General features: G+C 62.1%; 16 protein-coding genes and 1 pseudogene. 11 read left to right on the forward strand and 6 right to left on the reverse strand.

The features are described 5' to 3' along the window. Window positions 1–127: 127 nt before the first annotated feature. The 4 genes from J9870_RS18310 (at window position 128) to kefC (ending at window position 4,703) form a co-directional block, all read left to right on the forward strand. Complete coding sequence (locus J9870_RS18310; RefSeq protein ID WP_210639386.1) at window positions 128–838, forward strand: response regulator; 711 nt, start codon at window positions 128–130, stop codon at window positions 836–838. Further along, entirely contained in the window at window positions 835–2,169 is a 1,335-nt protein-coding gene (locus J9870_RS18315) for an ATP-binding protein (protein ID WP_210639387.1), read from the forward strand. Before J9870_RS18310 ends, J9870_RS18315 begins: the two co-directional genes overlap by 4 nt. 184 nt (window positions 2,170–2,353) lie before the next feature. After that, complete coding sequence (kefF, locus tag J9870_RS18320) at window positions 2,354–2,875, forward strand: glutathione-regulated potassium-efflux system oxidoreductase KefF (RefSeq protein ID WP_210639388.1); 522 nt, start codon at window positions 2,354–2,356, stop codon at window positions 2,873–2,875. A gap of 1 nt (window position 2,876) precedes the next feature. Beyond that, window positions 2,877–4,703, forward strand: coding sequence for a glutathione-regulated potassium-efflux system protein KefC (kefC, locus tag J9870_RS18325; RefSeq protein WP_210639389.1), 1,827 nt, complete (start codon window positions 2,877–2,879; stop codon window positions 4,701–4,703). A 6-nt stretch (window positions 4,704–4,709) separates the two neighbouring features. Here the strand turns inward: kefC and J9870_RS18330 are convergent, their stop codons facing one another. Beyond that, entirely contained in the window at window positions 4,710–5,675 is a 966-nt protein-coding gene (locus J9870_RS18330) for a helix-turn-helix domain-containing protein (RefSeq protein WP_210639390.1), read from the reverse strand. Window positions 5,676–5,766: 91 nt separating this feature from the next. Between J9870_RS18330 and J9870_RS18335 the strand changes: the two genes are divergently transcribed. Further along, window positions 5,767–6,549 carry an MBL fold metallo-hydrolase gene (locus J9870_RS18335; RefSeq protein WP_210639391.1) on the forward strand — a complete coding sequence of 261 codons (783 nt, stop codon included), beginning with the start codon at window positions 5,767–5,769 and terminating at the stop codon, window positions 6,547–6,549. Here the strand turns inward: J9870_RS18335 and J9870_RS18340 are convergent. Next, a complete protein-coding gene (locus J9870_RS18340) occupies window positions 6,546–7,409 on the reverse strand; it encodes an aldo/keto reductase family oxidoreductase (RefSeq protein WP_210639392.1) in 864 nt (287 codons plus the stop codon). The genes J9870_RS18335 and J9870_RS18340 overlap by 4 nt on opposite strands. A 99-nt stretch (window positions 7,410–7,508) precedes the next feature. On the opposite strand from J9870_RS18340, the gene J9870_RS18345 reads away from it, so the two are divergent. The 5 genes from J9870_RS18345 (at window position 7,509) to J9870_RS18365 (ending at window position 12,385) form a co-directional block, all read left to right on the forward strand. Continuing rightward, window positions 7,509–8,435: a LysR family transcriptional regulator gene (locus tag J9870_RS18345; protein ID WP_210639393.1), complete on the forward strand. Its 927-nt coding sequence runs from the start codon at window positions 7,509–7,511 to the stop codon at window positions 8,433–8,435. Between the two features lie 271 nt (window positions 8,436–8,706). After that, on the forward strand, window positions 8,707–9,270 hold the full coding sequence (locus J9870_RS18350) for an SOS response-associated peptidase family protein (protein WP_246883024.1): 564 nt from the start codon (window positions 8,707–8,709) through the stop codon (window positions 9,268–9,270). A gap of 120 nt (window positions 9,271–9,390) precedes the next feature. Next, window positions 9,391–9,771 carry a RidA family protein gene (locus tag J9870_RS18355; RefSeq protein WP_210639395.1) on the forward strand — a complete coding sequence of 127 codons (381 nt, stop codon included), beginning with the start codon at window positions 9,391–9,393 and terminating at the stop codon, window positions 9,769–9,771. Between the two features lie 177 nt (window positions 9,772–9,948). After that, on the forward strand, window positions 9,949–10,506 hold the full coding sequence (locus J9870_RS18360; protein WP_210639396.1) for a thioesterase family protein: 558 nt from the start codon (window positions 9,949–9,951) through the stop codon (window positions 10,504–10,506). A 115-nt stretch (window positions 10,507–10,621) separates the two neighbouring features. Next, a complete protein-coding gene (locus J9870_RS18365) occupies window positions 10,622–12,385 on the forward strand; it encodes an L-lactate permease (RefSeq protein ID WP_210639397.1) in 1,764 nt (587 codons plus the stop codon). Between the two features lie 95 nt (window positions 12,386–12,480). Here J9870_RS18365 and J9870_RS18370 read toward each other — a convergent pair whose 3' ends face one another. Then, a complete protein-coding gene (locus J9870_RS18370) occupies window positions 12,481–12,816 on the reverse strand; it encodes a hypothetical protein (protein ID WP_003203257.1) in 336 nt (111 codons plus the stop codon). Between the two features lie 248 nt (window positions 12,817–13,064). Between J9870_RS18370 and J9870_RS18375 the strand changes: the two genes are divergently transcribed. Further along, window positions 13,065–13,721: a polysaccharide lyase family 7 protein gene (locus J9870_RS18375; RefSeq protein WP_210639398.1), complete on the forward strand. Its 657-nt coding sequence runs from the start codon at window positions 13,065–13,067 to the stop codon at window positions 13,719–13,721. 23 nt (window positions 13,722–13,744) lie between these two features. On the opposite strand, the pseudogene J9870_RS18380 reads toward J9870_RS18375, so the two are convergent. The 3 genes and pseudogenes from J9870_RS18380 to J9870_RS18390 all read right to left on the reverse strand — a co-directional run bounded on the left by J9870_RS18380 (window position 13,745) and on the right by J9870_RS18390 (window position 17,433). Further along, a pseudogene (locus J9870_RS18380) lies at window positions 13,745–14,976 on the reverse strand (nucleoside permease). Between the two features lie 205 nt (window positions 14,977–15,181). Next, a complete protein-coding gene (locus J9870_RS18385) occupies window positions 15,182–16,261 on the reverse strand; it encodes a sugar phosphate isomerase/epimerase family protein (protein ID WP_210639399.1) in 1,080 nt (359 codons plus the stop codon). Further along, on the reverse strand, window positions 16,258–17,433 hold the full coding sequence (locus J9870_RS18390) for a Gfo/Idh/MocA family oxidoreductase (RefSeq protein WP_210639400.1): 1,176 nt from the start codon (window positions 17,431–17,433) through the stop codon (window positions 16,258–16,260). The genes J9870_RS18385 and J9870_RS18390 overlap by 4 nt, the downstream gene beginning before the upstream one ends. Between the last annotated feature and the right edge of the window lie 17 nt (window positions 17,434–17,450).

Genomic DNA, 17,450 nt, shown 5'->3' on the forward strand with positions numbered 1-17,450 from the left:
GCTTTTTTGCCTGAAGATTTCCAGAACATTGCCCGCCAGCAACTTTATTTCCAGATTGAAATATATGACGCAGGCCATGGATTGCCCCTAGTATCCGCCCCTGTATTCCTTGCCCAGCGTGCCCACCGTGAGCCATTTATTACTGGTGGACGACGACCTCGAAGTCCTCGCCCTCTTGCGCAAATTCCTCGAAAAACATGGTTACAGCGTCGAAGTGGCCGCTGACGGCACTGCGTTGTGGCAAGCGGTGGAACGGCGGCTGCCGGACCTGATCATCCTCGACGTCATGCTGCCGGGCGACAGCGGGTTGGTGCTATGCCAACGACTGCGAACCGAGCACACGGTCGGCATCATCATGCTCACCGCCATGGGCGAACTGAGTGATCGCGTCGTCGGCCTGGAGCTGGGGGCGGACGATTACCTGACCAAACCCTTCGACGCCCGGGAGCTGTTGGCCCGGGTGCGTGCCGTGCTCCGGCGCACCGGGGAAGCCAGGGGTACGGCGAACGACTCATCCCGGCCAATCCTGGAGTTCGAAAACTGGCAGTTGGACGTCACCCGTCGCGAACTGCGCTCACCGGACAAGGTCATGATCCCGCTGTCCGCCGGGGAGTTCGAATTGCTGTTGGTCTTTGCTGAACACCCGCGACGGGTGCTGGCCCGTCAGCAGTTGCTGGACTTGGCTCGCGGCGAGACCTTCGACGCGTTTGACCGAAGCATCGATGTCCAGGTCAGTCGCCTGCGGCGCAAGTTGGAGACTGATGTCACCGGCGCGTCGATGATCCGCACCGTGCGCAACAGCGGCTACCTCTTCAGCCCCCACGTGGTGAAGCGATGAAATACACTCGACGGCCATGGGATACGCTGGCGCGATGGATCGCCCTGACCACCCTGGTTGCCATGCTCACGTTGCTGGCCCTGAACGCGCTGTTCAGCCAATTGGCTGATGCCTGGGCCCGCCCGCCCCTGATGGAAACCGGCCTGATTGAAAAGATCGCCGCCATCACCCGCATCATCGACTCGGCAGCGCCCGAACAGCGGCCCACCATTGCCAGGACGGCCAGTGACCCGATCTTCAACACGCAATGGCTCCAACGCCATGAAGATGCCAAGCTGCCAGTGATCGACGACCCCGAATACAGTGATGGCGCACTGCGGTTGCGCCAACAGTTGGGCCGGCCCGATGCGAGGATGGAAGGCTATGAGCCAAGCGATTGGCCCGCCGGCCAGCCCGGCGCACGCTACGCCGCGATGATCGAATTGACCGACCACTCGTGGGTCATGTTTTCCCTGCCAGCGCGCAGTTGGGGACTGGAGGAATGGGAGCGCAGCCTGATCATGCTGGCGCTGATCCTAGTGTCGACGATTATCGTCGCACTGATCGCCACGCGACACCTGGCAGCACCCTTGCAACGCTTTGCCGAAGGCGCCAGACGCTTCGGCGTGGATCACAAGGCACCGCCTATCCCCGTCGTCGGCCCCCATGAAATCCGCCAGGCGATCCTCGCCTTCAATGCCATGCAGGCCCAGCTAAAGCACTTCATCGAGGACCGCACCCAGATGCTCGCCGCCATCTCCCACGACCTGCGCACGCCCTTGACCCGCATGCGCCTGCGTGGCGAGTTCATCGAGGATGCCGAGCAGCAATCCCGGCTGTTCAGGGACGTCGATGAAATGCAGGCGATGATCAACTCAGCCCTGGAGTTCTTCCGCGACGACGCCCGGCTTGAACATGCCACCGCGTTCGACCTGGCCGAACTGCTGCACACCATCGTCGATGACCTCAAGGACGCCGGCATCGAGGTTGGGTTCGAAGGCGCCCAGCGCCTGGTTTATGTCGGCCGGCCCATCGGCATCAAGCGCGCCTTGGTCAACCTGATCGACAACGCGATCAAATATGGCGGCGAGCCGACGGTTCGCCTCGAAGCCGACGCCAATCGAGTGGATATTCGCATCCTGGACCAAGGGCCGGGCATCGCCGCCCAATACCTTGAGCAGGTCTTCACGCCGTTCTTTCGCATCGAAGGCTCTCGCAACAAGCACACCGGCGGCGTCGGGCTGGGCTTGTCGGCGGCCCGGGCGACGGTGCTGGAGCATGGCGGGACTCTGACCTTGAGCAATCGTCGGGGTGGCGGGTTGGAGGCCCGGGTCTCGCTGCCGCTTGACTGAAAATGCCCCGATGTATCGATACGCTCTAAACAATCAGCGCCTTCCTCGGTAGGATGTCCGGCCTTTTCCGGACTCGCCCCTGCCCCGGGGGGGCGCTTTTCTATATCGCTCGACTCAATGCCATCGCTCGCGTTCACGACAGACAAGGATCGACGGAGCCCACTGAACACTAAGGAGTTCACCGATGATTCTTATCATTTATGCGCACCCCTACCCCGACAAATCGCGGGTCAACCAGTTGATGCTCAAGCGGGTGTCGAACAACCCGGACGTGGCCATACGTTCGCTCTACGAGCTTTACCCCAACTTCGACATCGACGTCGAGGCGGAACAGCGTGCAGTGGAGCAAGCGGATCTTGTGGTGCTCCAGCATCCGATGTACTGGTACAGCACCCCGCCCCTGCTGAAACTGTGGATCGATAAAGTCTTCACCCACGGCTGGGCCTACGGCAAAGGCACCGTCGCCCTCAAAGACAAGCGCCTGCTGTGGGCCGTCACCACCGGTGGCGATCAAGCGCATTTTGCGATCGGCGACTACCCAGGTTTTGCCGCGCTGGCCCAACCCCTCCACGCCACGGCCATTTACTGCGGCATGCGCTGGTTGGAGCCGGTGGTCGTGCATGGCGCCTATGCCGCCGACCCTGACGCCCAACACGCACAAATCGAACACTATGGCGCCCGCCTGGCCGCCTGGAAGGAAGATTGAAATGGAGACTCACAGCCTGATTGAAATGCTCATATACCTGGGCTCGGCGGCGTTGATCGTGCCGATTGCCGTCCGGTTGGGGCTGGGCCCGGTATTGGGCTACCTGCTGGCCGGCTGCGTCATCGGCCCGTGGGGGCTGAAGCTGATTACCGATGTAAAGGCCATCCTGGAGTTCGCTGAAATCGGTGTGGTCCTGATGCTGTTCATCATCGGCCTTGAGCTCGACCCCAAACGGCTCTGGGCCCTGCGCCGGATGGTGTTCGGTGGCGGTGCCCTGCAAATGCTCGCCTGTGGCACCGCCATTGGCTTGTTCTGCGCGGCCCTTGGCCTGAACTGGACGGCGGCGCTGCTGGTCGGCCTGACCCTGAGCCTTTCCTCCACCGCCATCGCCATGCAGGCGATGAGCGAACGCAACCTGACCGCCACCGCGGTCGGGCGCAGCAGCTTTGCCGTGCTGCTGTTCCAGGACATCGCGGCGATTCCGCTGGTGGCGATGATTCCGTTGTTGTCGGCCCACGGCGACACGCCTTCAGGCACAGCCCTGTTGCTATCGATTGGCAAAATCGTCGCCGCCATCGCCATCGTCGTGCTGTTGGGGCGCTACGTGACGCGGCCGCTGCTGCGCTTCGCGGCACGCTCAGGCTTGCGGGAGATTTTCAGTGCCGTTGCGCTTTTTCTGGTGTTCGGCTTCGGCTTTCTGTTGGAGGAAGCCGGTTTGTCGATGGCCATGGGCGCGTTCCTCGCCGGGGTGTTGCTGGCCAGTTCCGAATACCGCCATGCCCTGGAAAGCGACATCGAACCATTCAAAGGCCTGCTGCTGGGGCTGTTCTTCATCGGTGTCGGCATGTCGATCGATTTCGGCACCCTGATCAACGCACCGTTGAAAGTCGTCACCCTGACCCTGGGTTTCATCCTGATCAAACTGCTGGTGATCAAGGCCGCCGGCCGATTCCTCAACGTCCCCGCCGGGCAGCGCTCATGGCAGGCGGTGTTACTGGGCCAGGGCAGCGAATTCGCCTTCGTGGTGTTCGGCGCAGCGACAGTGGCCGGGATCTTGACCGACCCATGGGGCAAGAGCCTGACCCTGGCGGTGGCCCTGTCCATGTGCCTGACGCCGTTGTTGATCCTGTTGTTGGGTCGATTCGAGTCGCTCACCCAGAAAAACAAACGCGAATCCGACCTCGTCGACCAGCAGAATCCGCGAGTGATCATCGCCGGGTTCGGCCGTTTCGGGCAGATCGCCGGACGCCTCTTGATGTCCTGCGGTGTCGAGGTGGTGGTATTGGATCACGACCCTGACAACATCGAGACACTGCGCAAATTCGGCGTGAAAGTCTTTTATGGCGATGCCACGCGCCTCGATCTGTTGCACGCCGCCGGCGCGGCCCAAGCGGTGGTGTTGATCAACGCGATCGACGATCAGGAAGACAACCTGACGCTGACCCGGCTGGCCCAGGAGCACTTTCCAGCGTTGCAGCTGATCGTGCGCGCGCGGGACATGGGGCACCTCATCACCCTTCGGCGAATGGGCGTGGAGGCGGCCGAGCGGGAAACATTCGAGAGCGCACTGGCATTGGGTCGCAGTGCGCTGGAGCGCATGGGCGTCGGGCCTTATGAAGCGCGCGAGCGAGCGGATCAGTTCCGGCGACTGAACCTCAAGATGCTGGAGGAGATCGTTGCCCAGCCGGAAGATGACCTCAAGTTCCGACACGATGCCTACCGACGTGCCAATGCACTGCTCACGGACATGTTCAACGAAGACCGTGCCCATCCAGTCGACAACTGGACTGAACACCATCGCAACGAAACCGACAAGACGCCGGGTTGACCCGCGTCACACACGTCCAAACTTGCGCCGGTATTGCACCGGCGTCAGCCCGGTCAGCGCCTTGAACATGCGCTGCAAGTTGGAGCTGCTGCTGAAACCCAGCTCGGCGCCGATGCTGGCAAGGGGCAGCGCCGTCAACGTCAGGCGTTCGCTGACCTGGTTCAACTTGATGCGCCGGGCGTAGGCCGCGACGGGCTGACCCGTTTCACGGCTGACCTTGCGCGCCAAGGTACGCTCGGACACCGCCAGCTCGCTTGCCAGTGCCTGAACGGTGATCCGCTCGGCCGGCATCCGCTCGATCAACCCATGCAACTGCCGTAACCATCCGCTGGATTGCTCGATCAGCGCGCTGCCCTGGAACGCCCCATGGGCAATGGCCGGTCGCGGCAGCACCATGAGCCGGGTAATGTCGCGCAGGACGTCGCTGCTGACGTTGCGCTCGATGAGCTTCTCGGCGATGGGCAGGTACCCGTTCACCCCGGACGCGGTCGCCGTGCGTTCGTTGAAAACACAGTTCTGCTCGCTTTGCCAAAGGACTTTTCGATACTGCTGCATCGCTTGCGCCAGCCACCAGGTCACCGTCGCGCCCTGCCCATCCAAGCGACCGCTGGCGGCCAGCAGGCAGACACCGGTGCAATAGGACCAGAGCTGCAGCGACCGGGGACGCTTCGACAGTGCGCTCACGAGGGCCGCCTGGTCAGCCAGCAGTGCATTCACCTGCTCGGCCGATTCGGCCCAGAAACCAGGAACCAGGACGGCATCCAGCTTGGTGCTGCCCAAGGCCGCTTCCGCGTGCAAGGTCACGCCATGGGCACACACCACCGGCCCGGCTTGCAACGCGATGTAGCGTGCCTCGAACAACGTCAGCCCTCTTCTGCGGTTGGCGGCATGCAGCAGGTCAGCGAAGGCGAACAGGCCAGCGGGCATGCAGCCAGGAAACAGGAGCAGGCCGATTCGAAGTTTTTTGGTCATGGCTTGAAACGAATCAAAGATGTCAGATCCGGCCATTATGCACACGGGACCGGATCGGCACCATGAAGCGCTCACTCAACAGGAACGCCTCATGAACATCCAGCAGATCCGTAACGCCACGATCATTCTTGAATTCGGCCCGTATCGCGTGCTCGTCGACCCGATGCTGGCTGCCAAGGGCACGCTGCCGCCGCTGCGACTGTTCGGTGCCACGCAGCGCAACCCGTTGGTGGAGCTTCCGACCTCCACAGCGAAGGACCTTGAGACCGTCACCCATTGCCTGATCACTCATTGCCAGAAAGGCCATTTCGACCATCTGGACCGAGCGGCCAAGCGCTGGCTGAGGGAAAAGCAGATCCCGGTCATCTGCACACCCCACGACGCACCTTACCTCGCCAAGCGTGGCTTGAATGTCCAGCCGCTTGCCAAGGCGCATGACCAAGCCAACCCATTCCTGGGCGGCACCATCCGCTCCGTCCGCTGCACCCATGGGCTGGGCCTGGTGGGCAAGTTGATGGAGCACGGCGTCGGCTACCTGATCGAGCTGCCTGGGGAGCCAAGCGTCTACCTCACCGGCGACACCGTGCTCACCCCCACCGTGTGCGAATTCGTCTTGCGCCATCAGCCACAGGTCAGCGTGGTCCCGGCAGGCGGGGCACGGTTCGATGTGGGCGGCGACATCATCATGGGCATCGACGAGGCGCTGGAATTCACCCGTTTGTCCCACGGGACCGTGGTGGCCAATCACTTGGAAGCGATCAGCCACTGCCCGACGACCCGCAAGGCCCTTGCCGAAGCCGCCGCGTTGGCTGGTGTTGGAGGCCGATTGTTGATACCGGAAGATGGCCAGACGTTGGTTTTCCAGGCGGCCTAGACCAGTGCATCCAGCTCGGCGAGCAGCGGCGCAGGAATCGTCAGCTCACTCGCCGCGAGGTTTTCCCTCAGGTGCGCCAGGGACGATGTGCCGGGAATCAGCAGGATATTCGGCGCACGCTGCAGCAACCACGCCAGCGCCACGCACAGCGGTGACGCCTGCAGGCGCGCCGCCACGCTGGAAAGGGTTTCCGATTGCAGCGGTGTAAAGCCGCCCAGCGGGAAGAACGGCACGTAGGCGATGCCCTGCCGGCCCAGGTCAGCGATGAGTTGTTCGTCGTCGCGATGGGTCAGGTTGTAGTGATTCTGTACGCAGACCACCTTGGCGATACCCTGGGCCTGCCTGACTTGCGAGGCCGTGACGTTGCTCAACCCCAGATGGCGGATGAGGCCCTGGCGCTGCAGCTCGGCCAGTGTCGTGAACGACTCTTCGATGGAAGCCTCCGTGGGCGAATGCAGGTCTCCCCACACTCGCAAATTGACCACGTCCAGAACCTCCACGCCCAGGTTGCGCAGGTTGTCGTGGACCGCCCGGGTCAGCTCGGCGGGGCTGTGGGCCGGGTTCCAGGACGCATCGGCACCGCGGACGGCACCGACCTTGGTGACGATGATCAGGTCCTTGGCATAAGGGTGCAGCGCTTCGCGGATCAGTCGGTTGGTCACGTGAGGGCCGTAGAAGTCGGCCGTATCGATGTGGTTGACCCCCGACGCCAGGGCTTCGCGCAGCACCGCGATGGCTGCGGCCGGGTCTTTCGGTGGCCCGAACACATTGGCCCCCGCCAACTGCATCGCGCCATAGCCCATGCGGTTGACCTGCTGATCGCCGAGTAAAAAGGTGCCTGCCTTGCCTGCAATGCTCATGTCGTGCCCTCGGATCAATGTGTGTGGGCCGACTATAGGCGTTGACCACTCCATTGATAATCAGGTGCAATCGGCACGGGCTGTACGACGGAGAGAACAATGGCAACGGATATTCAAGACTTGCTGTCCTTCGTGGCCGTGGTCAATGCAGGGGGCTTTCGTGAAGGCGCACGGCTGAGTGGCAAGTCCGCCTCCAGCCTCAGCGATGCGGTGCGCCGGATGGAAAGCCGGCTGGGCGTGCGCCTGCTCAACCGTACCACCCGCAGCGTGGTGCCGACTGAAGCCGGTGCACGGTTGATGGAGCGCATCGTACCAGCCCTGGGCGAAGTCGAATCGGCGATGGATGTGGTCAACGATTTTCGCGATAGGCCTTCCGGTACCCTCAGGCTCAACGTGCCGGTCAGCGCGGCCAGGCTGGTGTTGCCGGCGATCATCACGCCGTTTTTGAAAAGCTATCCCGACATCCGCCTGGAGGTGATCGCTGAAGAGAGCTTCGTCGACATGCTCGCCGCCGGGTGTGATGCGGGTATTCGCTACGACGAGCGCCTGGAACAGGACATGATCGCCCTCCCCATCGGCCCACGGTTCCAGCGCTTTGCAACCGCCGCGTCCCCGGCGTATCTGGACGCCAGGGGGCGCCCCAAGCACCCTCGGGATCTGCTCCAGCACGCTTGCCTGCGGGGCAAATTCCCCAGTGGCGCGATGCCGCTCTGGGAATATGAACGTGACGGCGAAACCGTCAGCGTCGACCCGAGCGGCCCATTGATCGTCCGGATCGGCGGCGCGGTGGACCTGTCGGTACAAGCTGCGGTGGATGGATTGGGCATCGTCTACCTGTTCGAGGACTGGCTACGGCCCTACCTGGACAGCGGCGCCCTCGAGCCCGTACTTGAACCCTGGTGGCAGCGCTTTACCGGGCCGTTCCTCTACTACCCCGGCCGCCGCTACCTGCCCTCGCCGCTGCGGGCTTTTGTGGACTTTATCAATGCGAATCGGGATTCGAGTCTTCCCCATGCCCCTGTTTAGCCGATCTCCCGCTCGTCTGCTCGTTCCCAGGATTTTCGAACCAAGCCCACCGCCACGGCTCGGAGGTACATAACACCGCTCAAAGCCGTCGATGTCACGGCTTGAACAACGGGTACCAGAGGTTCTTGCGCTTGACCGCCGGGAGTTCTTCGTTATGTGTGAATGTCTGGTTCAGCACGTTTCTTCAAAAGACGCCCTGGCCTGTTTCGACCAGCGAGAACCCCACGGCAGCCATTTCGACGCAGGCCCGACAGGTGCAGGTTTGTGTGTCGTGACAAATCCCAAACCCCACGAGCGACAAAGCCTGATCAAGCCAAACATGCAGGTCAGTGCCATACGTCGTCGCGGCGGGCATCTGGAATGCATCAAGGTTCGCTGGGGCTGGTCGCCGATCTGGTCAGTGGGGACCATGCCGCCCATGACTCATCTGCCCCTGCACCTGGTGATGCGCTCCAAGGTCTTTGCCCAAATCAAACGGGAGGGACGCGTATTGGTGGCAGTAGACGGCTGGTACCTGGCGGCCGAGACCGCGACATCCCAACCCCAGAGCCTCACCTACACGACTTCCCGACAATCGTCCCCAATCTTCCTTGCCGCCTTGGCCCAGGCCAGTGAGACACCCAACGGCTGCGATGGACTGACCCTGGTGACCTATGGCGACATCGCCAGCAAGCAGCAACGCCTTTTGGCCTTCACCGGCGAGGACGCACTCCAATGGTTGAGCCCCGATCTGGATTGGGAGCAGGCCCAGCAGATCGCTGCGGGCGCGGCGGCGGCCGAACCGCAGCTCGAGCACGCGACGACAGCCCAACGCAGAGTCCAGGGCGGGCACTGAGATTCTGTCTTGCCGAGGGATCAAGCAAATCACGAAAGGTTCGACGATGGGCGGTAAACTGGCAAGCCGGTCGCTGTTGGCACGACCGCCCCCACAACCCTTTTCGAGCAAGAGACCTCCATGGCTAACCAAGACATCACGTTCACGCCTGATCCGGATGCGGACTCCATTTCTTCCGACGTCGCCGGTTTCGGCGGCCTGCTGGTTTCCACGCAAATTCCAACGCACGCCGACGGCAGCCTGGAACTGGGCGACATCACGCGGCAAAGCGAGTGCACGCTGCAGGCGCTCAAGGTAGCGTTGGAACGCGCCGGCAGTTCCATGGACCGTGTGTTGCACCTGACCATCTACCTCACCGACATGGCTGATCGCGCCGCCTTCAACGAGGTCTACAAACGCTTCTTCGCCAAGCCTTGGCCGGTGCGAGCCGCCGTGGGCGTGGCGGCGCTGGCGGTCGAGGGGATGCGCGTGGAAGTGACGGCGATGGCAGCCAAGGGCTGAAGCCGGCGAGGTTTCCCTGTGGCGAGTGAGGTTGCCCCTCGCCACAGGTGCTCGTAAGCCATCCAGTGCAAGACATGTCCCAAATGCACGAATTGCGGCAAAACAGTCATTTGCGCACCTAGCCCGCGTCTCGCCGCCTGTTTACAGTGCGCCGCTTTCCATTCTGGTGGCGTGTCCATGAATCTCTGGTTCCGACTGTTATTGATGCTGTTCCGTCGTCCCTGGCGCAAGCCAACGGCGCCCTTGGATACGACTGTGGTACGCATGCGTGTGTGGCCGCTGGACCTGGACTTCAACCGTCACGTCACCAACGGTCGCTATTTCACCTTGGCTGACATTGGCCGCATGGATTACGTGCTGCGCAGCGGTGCCTACAAAGTGGCGCTGCGCAACCGAGCGATGCCGATCGTCGGAGATGTCTGGGGCAAGTTTCGGCGCGAGCTGAGGCTGTTCGAGGCATTCGAGGTGCATACCCGGATGCTCGGCTGGGATGACAAATGGATTCTCATGGAACACCGTTTCATGAGCCGGGGCCGCGTGGTAGGCGTGGTGGTCATGCGTGGCCTGTTCCGCTCGGCCGGGGGGCCCCTTTCTCCAAGTGAATTCATTCGCGAGCTGGGGCTGGCTGAACAGTCTCCGGCCATGGCGCCATGGCTCAGCGCTTGGTCGCAAAGCTGCGATGGCTTGAGCCTCGAACTTCGACAGGAAGAAGCTGAGCGCCTCGATACCCACTAGCCAGCATCCCCCGGCCCAAGCAGGGCGTAGCAACCCCTCCCCAATCCACGCCTATACTTCTCTGCCAATCCCCCCTGGGGCCTGCACTTCCAACAATAAAAAGCAGAGGTGGAACATGGTCTGGCAACAAGTCTACGATCCCTTCGGTAATGCGGTGCTGTCCACGCTTCTGGCGGCGGTCCCGGTGGTGGTAATGCTGGCGTCCCTGGCGTTCTTTCATATCAAGGCACACCTGGCGGCGTTGCTGGCCCTGGCCTCGGCCTTGCTGATCGCGATTTTCGCCTTCGGCATGCCCGCCGGCATGGCCGGATCGGCGGCGTTGTATGGGGCGGCCAACGGCTTGCTGCCCATAGGCTGGATTGTGCTCAACATCATTTTCCTGCACCGCCTGACCACCGAGAACGGCTCGTTCAAGGTGCTGCAGGACTCCCTGGCGCGCATTACCGACGACCGGCGCCTGCAATTGCTGCTGATCGCCTTCTGCTTTGGTGCGTTCTTCGAGGGCGCGGCCGGCTTCGGGACGCCGGTGGCGGTGACCGGGGCGATCCTGATCGGGCTGGGCTTTTCGCCCCTGGCCGCCTCAGGCCTGGCGCTGATCGCCAACACCGCGCCCGTGGCCTTCGGCGCCCTCGGCACGCCGATCATTACCCTGGCCAAGGTGACCGGGCTGGATGAAATGGAGTTGTCGATGATGGTCGGTCGGCAATTGCCGTTTTTTTCGGTGATCGTGCCGTTCTGGCTGATCTGGGCGTTTGCCGGGTGGCGCAAGATGCTGGAAATCTGGCCGGCGATCCTGGTGGCCGGCGTCAGCTTCGCCATCCCGCAGTTCCTGGTGTCCAACTACCACGGGCCGATGCTGGTGGATGTGATTGCCGCGCTGATCTCCATGGCCTGCCTCACCGGTTTTCTCAAGGTCTGGAAACCGGCCACGGTGCATACGTCCGCGGCGTTGTCGGGACGGGTGGATCATTCGAAAATCGACGCCAGCGAAGATGAAAAACCGCAGGCCAGCGGCACCTTTTCCAGCGATGCGCGACCGGCGGTGCTACGGGCCTGGATGCCGTGGATCATCCTCACCGTGTTCGTGTTCGCCTGGGGTACCCAGGGCTTCAAGAACCTGTTCGATACACGCCCAGCGCTGGACCCACAAACGCAATCGGCCAAGCTCGACCCACAGGGCAAGCCGATGCGCGAGGCCAACCCGATTTTCTCGCCCCTGCTGACCTTCGGCACCATCCACCAGCAGATCGAAAAAGTCCCACCCGTGGTGCCCCAACCCAAAACCGAGGAAGCGATCTACAAGTTCAACTGGTTCACCGCCACCGGCAGCGGGATCTTCCTGGCGGCCATTCTCGGTGGCTTGCTGATGGGCTATTCGATCCCGCAACTGGCGCGCCACTACCTGCGAACACTATGGGTGGTGCGTTACTCGCTGATCACCATCGTGGCGATGTTGGCCCTGGGCTTTCTCACGCGCTATTCCGGGCTGGACGCGACCATGGGCCTGGCCTTTGCCGCGACGGGCATTTTCTACCCCATGTTCGGCACCTTGCTGGGCTGGCTCGGCGTGGCACTGACCGGCTCGGACACGGCGTCCAACGTGCTGTTCGGTGGGTTGCAACGGGTGACGGCGGAGCAGTTGGGGATCAGCCCGGTGCTGATGGCCGCGGCGAACAGCTCCGGCGGGGTCATGGGCAAGATGGTCGATGCCCAGTCGATCGTGGTGGCCTCTACCGCGACGCGCTGGTACGGCCATGAAGGAGAAATCCTGCGCTACGTGTTTTTCCACTCGGTGGTGCTGGCGATTCTGGTAGGCGGGCTGGTGACGTTGCAGGCGTATGTGGCGCCGTTCAGTCACATGGTGGTGGGAGGACATTAACCGGGGATATCGATCGTTCCCATGCTCCGCGTTCCGCTGAACGTCAGTGGATGCATCCCCACGCGGGAGCGTGGGAACGATCAAGAACAGTAGTGTTACTGAACGTTTTTCAGCTTGACCACATCACCGGACACCGAGGTGGTGTAACCGGTCAGGACCCAGGCCCAGAACCAGTTTTCCTGCACCTGGGTATTGATCATGGCATCGCCGCCCTTGGCCTTGATCGCCGCGTCCTGGGCACGCACGAAACGGTTGTTCTGGCGAATCGGGATCACGCCGAACAGCAGCAGGCCAGTGGCCTTCGCTTCACTGTGGCCGACAACGGTGTATTGGCTGCTGTCGTATTGCTGGGTCTTCATCGGGGTGCCGGTGCAACCCGCCAGGGCCAGGCCAAACAGTGCGCAGGCGACAACTTTGCTGATGTGATTCATTGAATACTCCATGAGAAAACGCCCGGGATCCGTCTCTCGGGCGGCGCGTACTCTAACCGATCAGCGTCAAATTGACATTATCCCTGCGCAGTCAGCGAAACCGGCTGTGAAGCTCAAGACAGAGCCATCCGTCAGATGCGCCTCCAGCAGAACCCTTCCCTGTCGATAAGCTGAAAACAGCGCCATGGAAGGCCCTCGCATACCCCGGCCGAACGCCTACGAGCATCAGCCTGCCAGAGCTAACACCCATGATCGACCTGACTGTCTGGAACATCACACTTCCCATACAAACCCCTGCCCTGACCGTTGCGACCAAGGCCGTTCCAACGCTGCGCAACCTGTACTTCACCAACACGGGCGACAAAATCGTGTTCTGGGCGCCGGTAACGGGTTCTCACACGGGCAAAAGCGAATACCCCCGCTCCGAGCTACGGGAAACTTCGAAGGACGGCAAACTGCGCAACTGGCGTTACAACAGCGGTGTCAACACCCTCAAAGGAACGCTGGCCGTGAACCAGGTCCCCTCTGCCGGTCGCGTGGTAGTCGCTCAGATCCACGCCAAGGACGCGCCCGCCCCGTTGCTCAAACTGGTGTACCGCTTCGCCAAGGGCAGCGGTAACCTGGATGTCGAATACCGGGTCAAGCCCAAGGACCCGAAGAGCCCGGTGATCTTTACCGTGCCGAACGTTGCCTTGAATAAAGTCTTCACCTACTCCTTGCAGATGGACAAACAGGGCCAGGTCACGGTGCTGATCAACAACCTTGGCAAGCAAGTGAAGCTCGACCCGTCCTGGTACAGCTACGACTTCTATTTCAAGGCGGGCGTCTACACCCTGGACAACGTTGGGTATGCCACCGAAGGCGGGAAAGTGACCTACACCAAGCTGGACGTCAGCCATAAATGACCGATGCCCAACCCTGCCCTGCTTCAAGCCTTTGAAAGCGCGTTAACCGCCTGCCGACCGCTGAAGGTAAACAGAAAGCACACCAATACCACCAACGCAAAGCCGCCCGGGAACAGCCAGATATTTTTCCAGTCATGGCCGCCGGCTACGGCAAAGTGATCGGTCACCTGCCCCGCCACCCAGAAGCCGATCAGCATCCCGACGCCATAGGTCGCCAAGGTGATCAGCCCCTGGGCCGAACTGCGAAAATGCTCTGGCGCCTTGGCATCGGTGTAGATCTGCCCCGAGACAAAAAAGAAGTCGTAGCAGATGCCGTGCAGGGCAATACCGGTGAACAGCATGAACGCCAGGTCGCCGTTATTGCCGTAGGCGAACAACAGGTAGCGCAACGCCCACGCCAACATGCCCACCAACAGCGCCAGCTTGATACCCAAGCGCTGGATGAACAGTGGCAACAGCAGCATGAACAACACTTCGGACACCTGCCCGATGGCCATCTTCGCCGTGGGGTTGGTCATGCCGGTTTCAGCCAGGAATGGGTTGGCATTCTGGTAATAGAATGCCAAGGGAATGCAGATCAGAATCGAGGCAATGAAGAACACCAGGTAGCTGCGGTCCTTCAACAAGCCCAATGCGTCCAACCCCAATAGCTGCTTGATGCCGCCACCGCTCGCCTGCTCTTGGAGCGGTGCCGTGGCCGGCAGCGTGAAGCTGTAGAGCCCCAGGACCAGGGAAGCCACGGCCGCCATCAGGAACGTATTGCGCAAGCCGCCTGCCGAGATTGCCTCGCGCGAATCCCAGGCGAACACAAAGCTGATCACCACGCCCGCGACGATCCAGCCGAGGGTGCCCCACACCCGGATGCGCGAGAATTCCAGCGCCGGATCGCGCATCTGCCGGAAGGCCACGGAATTGACCAGTGCCAGCGTCGGCATGTAGACCACCATGTACGCCAGCACATATGGGTAGAACACGCTGAAATCCGCCGCCGAATACAGCTGGTACAACAACACCGCGCCCACCAGGTGCAGCACAGCCAGGATGCGCTCGGCATTGAAATAGCGGTCGGCGATCAGGCCGATCACGAACGGCGCAATGATCGCCCCCCACGACTGAGTGGAAAACGCCATGCCGACCTGCCCCCGCTGGCGCCCAGCGTGCTGGACAGAAAGGTGCCGAGGGTGACGAACCAGCCACCCCAGATAAAGAACTGCAGGAACATCATCACGCTCAAGCGTGCGTTCATTGTGGTCATGACCGTCACCGTTTTATTGTTGTTCTTGTGAAAAATGAAAAAGCGCACCGCTTTTGTTGCAAAGGGATTTACTCCCCATTGTGGGAGCAAGGCTTGCCCGCGATGGCCGCGCCGCCGTCTCACAGTTGAACCGCGTATTCGTTCATCGCGGGCAAGCCTTGCTCCCACAATGAGTTTCCTCGCTACAGGGTTTGGGTTGGCCCGGTTACCTCAACAAACCCAACAGCCGCCGGTTGGAGTCCTCATCCGCCGTAACGCTGGCAAAATCATCGAACGCCTTGCCGGTCTTGCTGATCATGTGTCGCTGGATGAACGCCGCCCCTTCTGCCGCGCCTTGTCGCGAATCCTTCAGGCAACACTCCCATTCCAGCACCGCCCAACCGCTGAAATCGTATTGGGTCAGTTTGCTGAAGATCGATTTGAAATCGATCTGGCCATCGCCCAGCGAACGGAACCGCCCTGGGCGATCCACCCAGCCCTGATAACCGCCATACACCCCGGAACGGGCGTCGGGGCGAAACTCGGCGTCCTTGACGTGGAACATGCGGATGCGCGCGTGATAGCGGTCGATGAAACCCAGGTAGTCCATCTGTTGCAGCAGCAGATGGCTGGGATCGTAGAGGATCGCCGCCCGAGGGTGGTGATCGACGGCGTCCAGGAAGCGCTCGAACGAGGCCCCGTCATGCAGGTCTTCGCCGGGGTGGATCTCGTAGCACAGGTCCACCCCAGCCGCCTCGAAGCAGTCGAGGATCGGCAACCAGCGCCGGGCCAGCTCAGCGAAACCTTGCTCCACCAGCCCGGCCGGACGTTGTGGCCACGGGTAGAGATACGGCCACAGCAGCGCTCCGGAAAACGTTGCGTGGGCTTTGAGACCCAGCCGCTGGCTGGCGCGAGCGGCGAGCTTGAGTTGCTCGATCGCCCACTCGGTCCGCGCCTGGGGCTGGCCCCGCAGCTGCACCGGGGCGAAGTCGTCGAACAGCGTGTCGAACGCCGGATGCACCGCCACCAACTGGCCTTGCAGATGTGTCGACAACTCGCTGATTTCGACACCGGCCCGGGCGCATGTGGCCTTGAGCTGATCGCAATATTCCTGGCTCTCGGCGGCCCGGGCCAGGTCGATGTATTGCGTGCCCGACGTCGGCAGTTGAATGGCCTTGTAGCCTTGCGACGCCGCCCATTGGGCGATGTTGGCGAGGGTGTCGAACGGCGCTTCGGCGGACATGAACTGCGCCAGGAAAATACCTGGGCCGCGCAGGCCGCTCGGGGTTTTGTCGAGGGTATTCACAACAGGGAAGCTCCGGTTTGTACGCTGGTCCACTTCGCGTCGCCACGGTGGTTGAGGATGGCGGCCTCGATGAACGCCATGCCACGCAGGCCGGTCTCGATGCCCGGCACACCGGGGATGTCAGGGCCTTCGACATGGTTGCGAATGGCTTGGGCGATATCGCCGTAGAGGTTGGCCATAGCCTCCAGATAGCCCTCAGGATGTCCAGCCGGCAGGCGCATGCGACGCTTGGCCGCCTCGCACAGCCACGGCTGGCCGACACCGCCACGCAGGATGCGCAGGGGTTGGTCAAAGGCGCGATGGATCAGGCTCGCCGGTTCTTCCTGGCGCCATTCCAAAGCGCCCTTATCCCCGTAGAGGCGAATCTTCAGCGGGTTCTCTTCGCCGGTGCAGACCTGGCTTGCGAGCAATACGCCGCTGGCGCCGCCCGCCATCTTGAACAGCATCGCCACGTCATCATCCAACTGGCGGCCCGGTATATGCGTGCCCAACGCTGCGCATAGCTGTTGGATAGGCTGGTCCGCGACGAACTCGGCCAGGGAAAACGCATGGGTGCCAATGTCACCGATGCAACCGCCCAAACCGGACTGCAAGGGGTCGTCGCGCCACTCGGCCTGTTTGTTGCCCTGGGCGGCGACATCCTGGCTGAGCCAGCCTTGGGGATACTCGACCAGCACTTTGCGCATTTGGCCAATCACGCCCGAACGCACCATCTCCCGCGCCTGCCAAACCATGGGATAGCCCAGGTAGGTGTGGGCCAGGCCGTAGAGGCAACGGCTGCCTTGCAGCACCTCCCTGAGGGCCAGCAACTCTTTGAGGTCCAGGGCGGCGGGCTTCTCGCTGAACACATGGAAACCCGCTTCCAATGCCTGGCTGGCAATGGGTGCGTGGAGATGATTAGGTGTGACGATCACCAGCAGTTCCATGCGCTGGTCCAGAGGCAGTAGCGCTTCGGTGTCGAGCATATGCTGCCAGTCGTGGTAACAACGGGACGCGGCCAGGCCCAGGGCCGCACCGGTCTGCCGAGTGTTGTCGGGGTCGCGGCTGAACGCGCCGCACACCAGTTCACAACCGCCGTCCAGCCCCGCCGCCTGACGGTGGGCTTGGCCGATGAAAGCGCCCTCGCCACCGCCGACGAAGCCCATTCTTATTTTTCGTGCCACAGGATTCATCGCGATTCTCTTCTTGT

It is taken from the genome of Pseudomonas sp. Tri1 (assembly GCF_017968885.1).
GTDB lineage: Bacteria > Pseudomonadota > Gammaproteobacteria > Pseudomonadales > Pseudomonadaceae > Aquipseudomonas.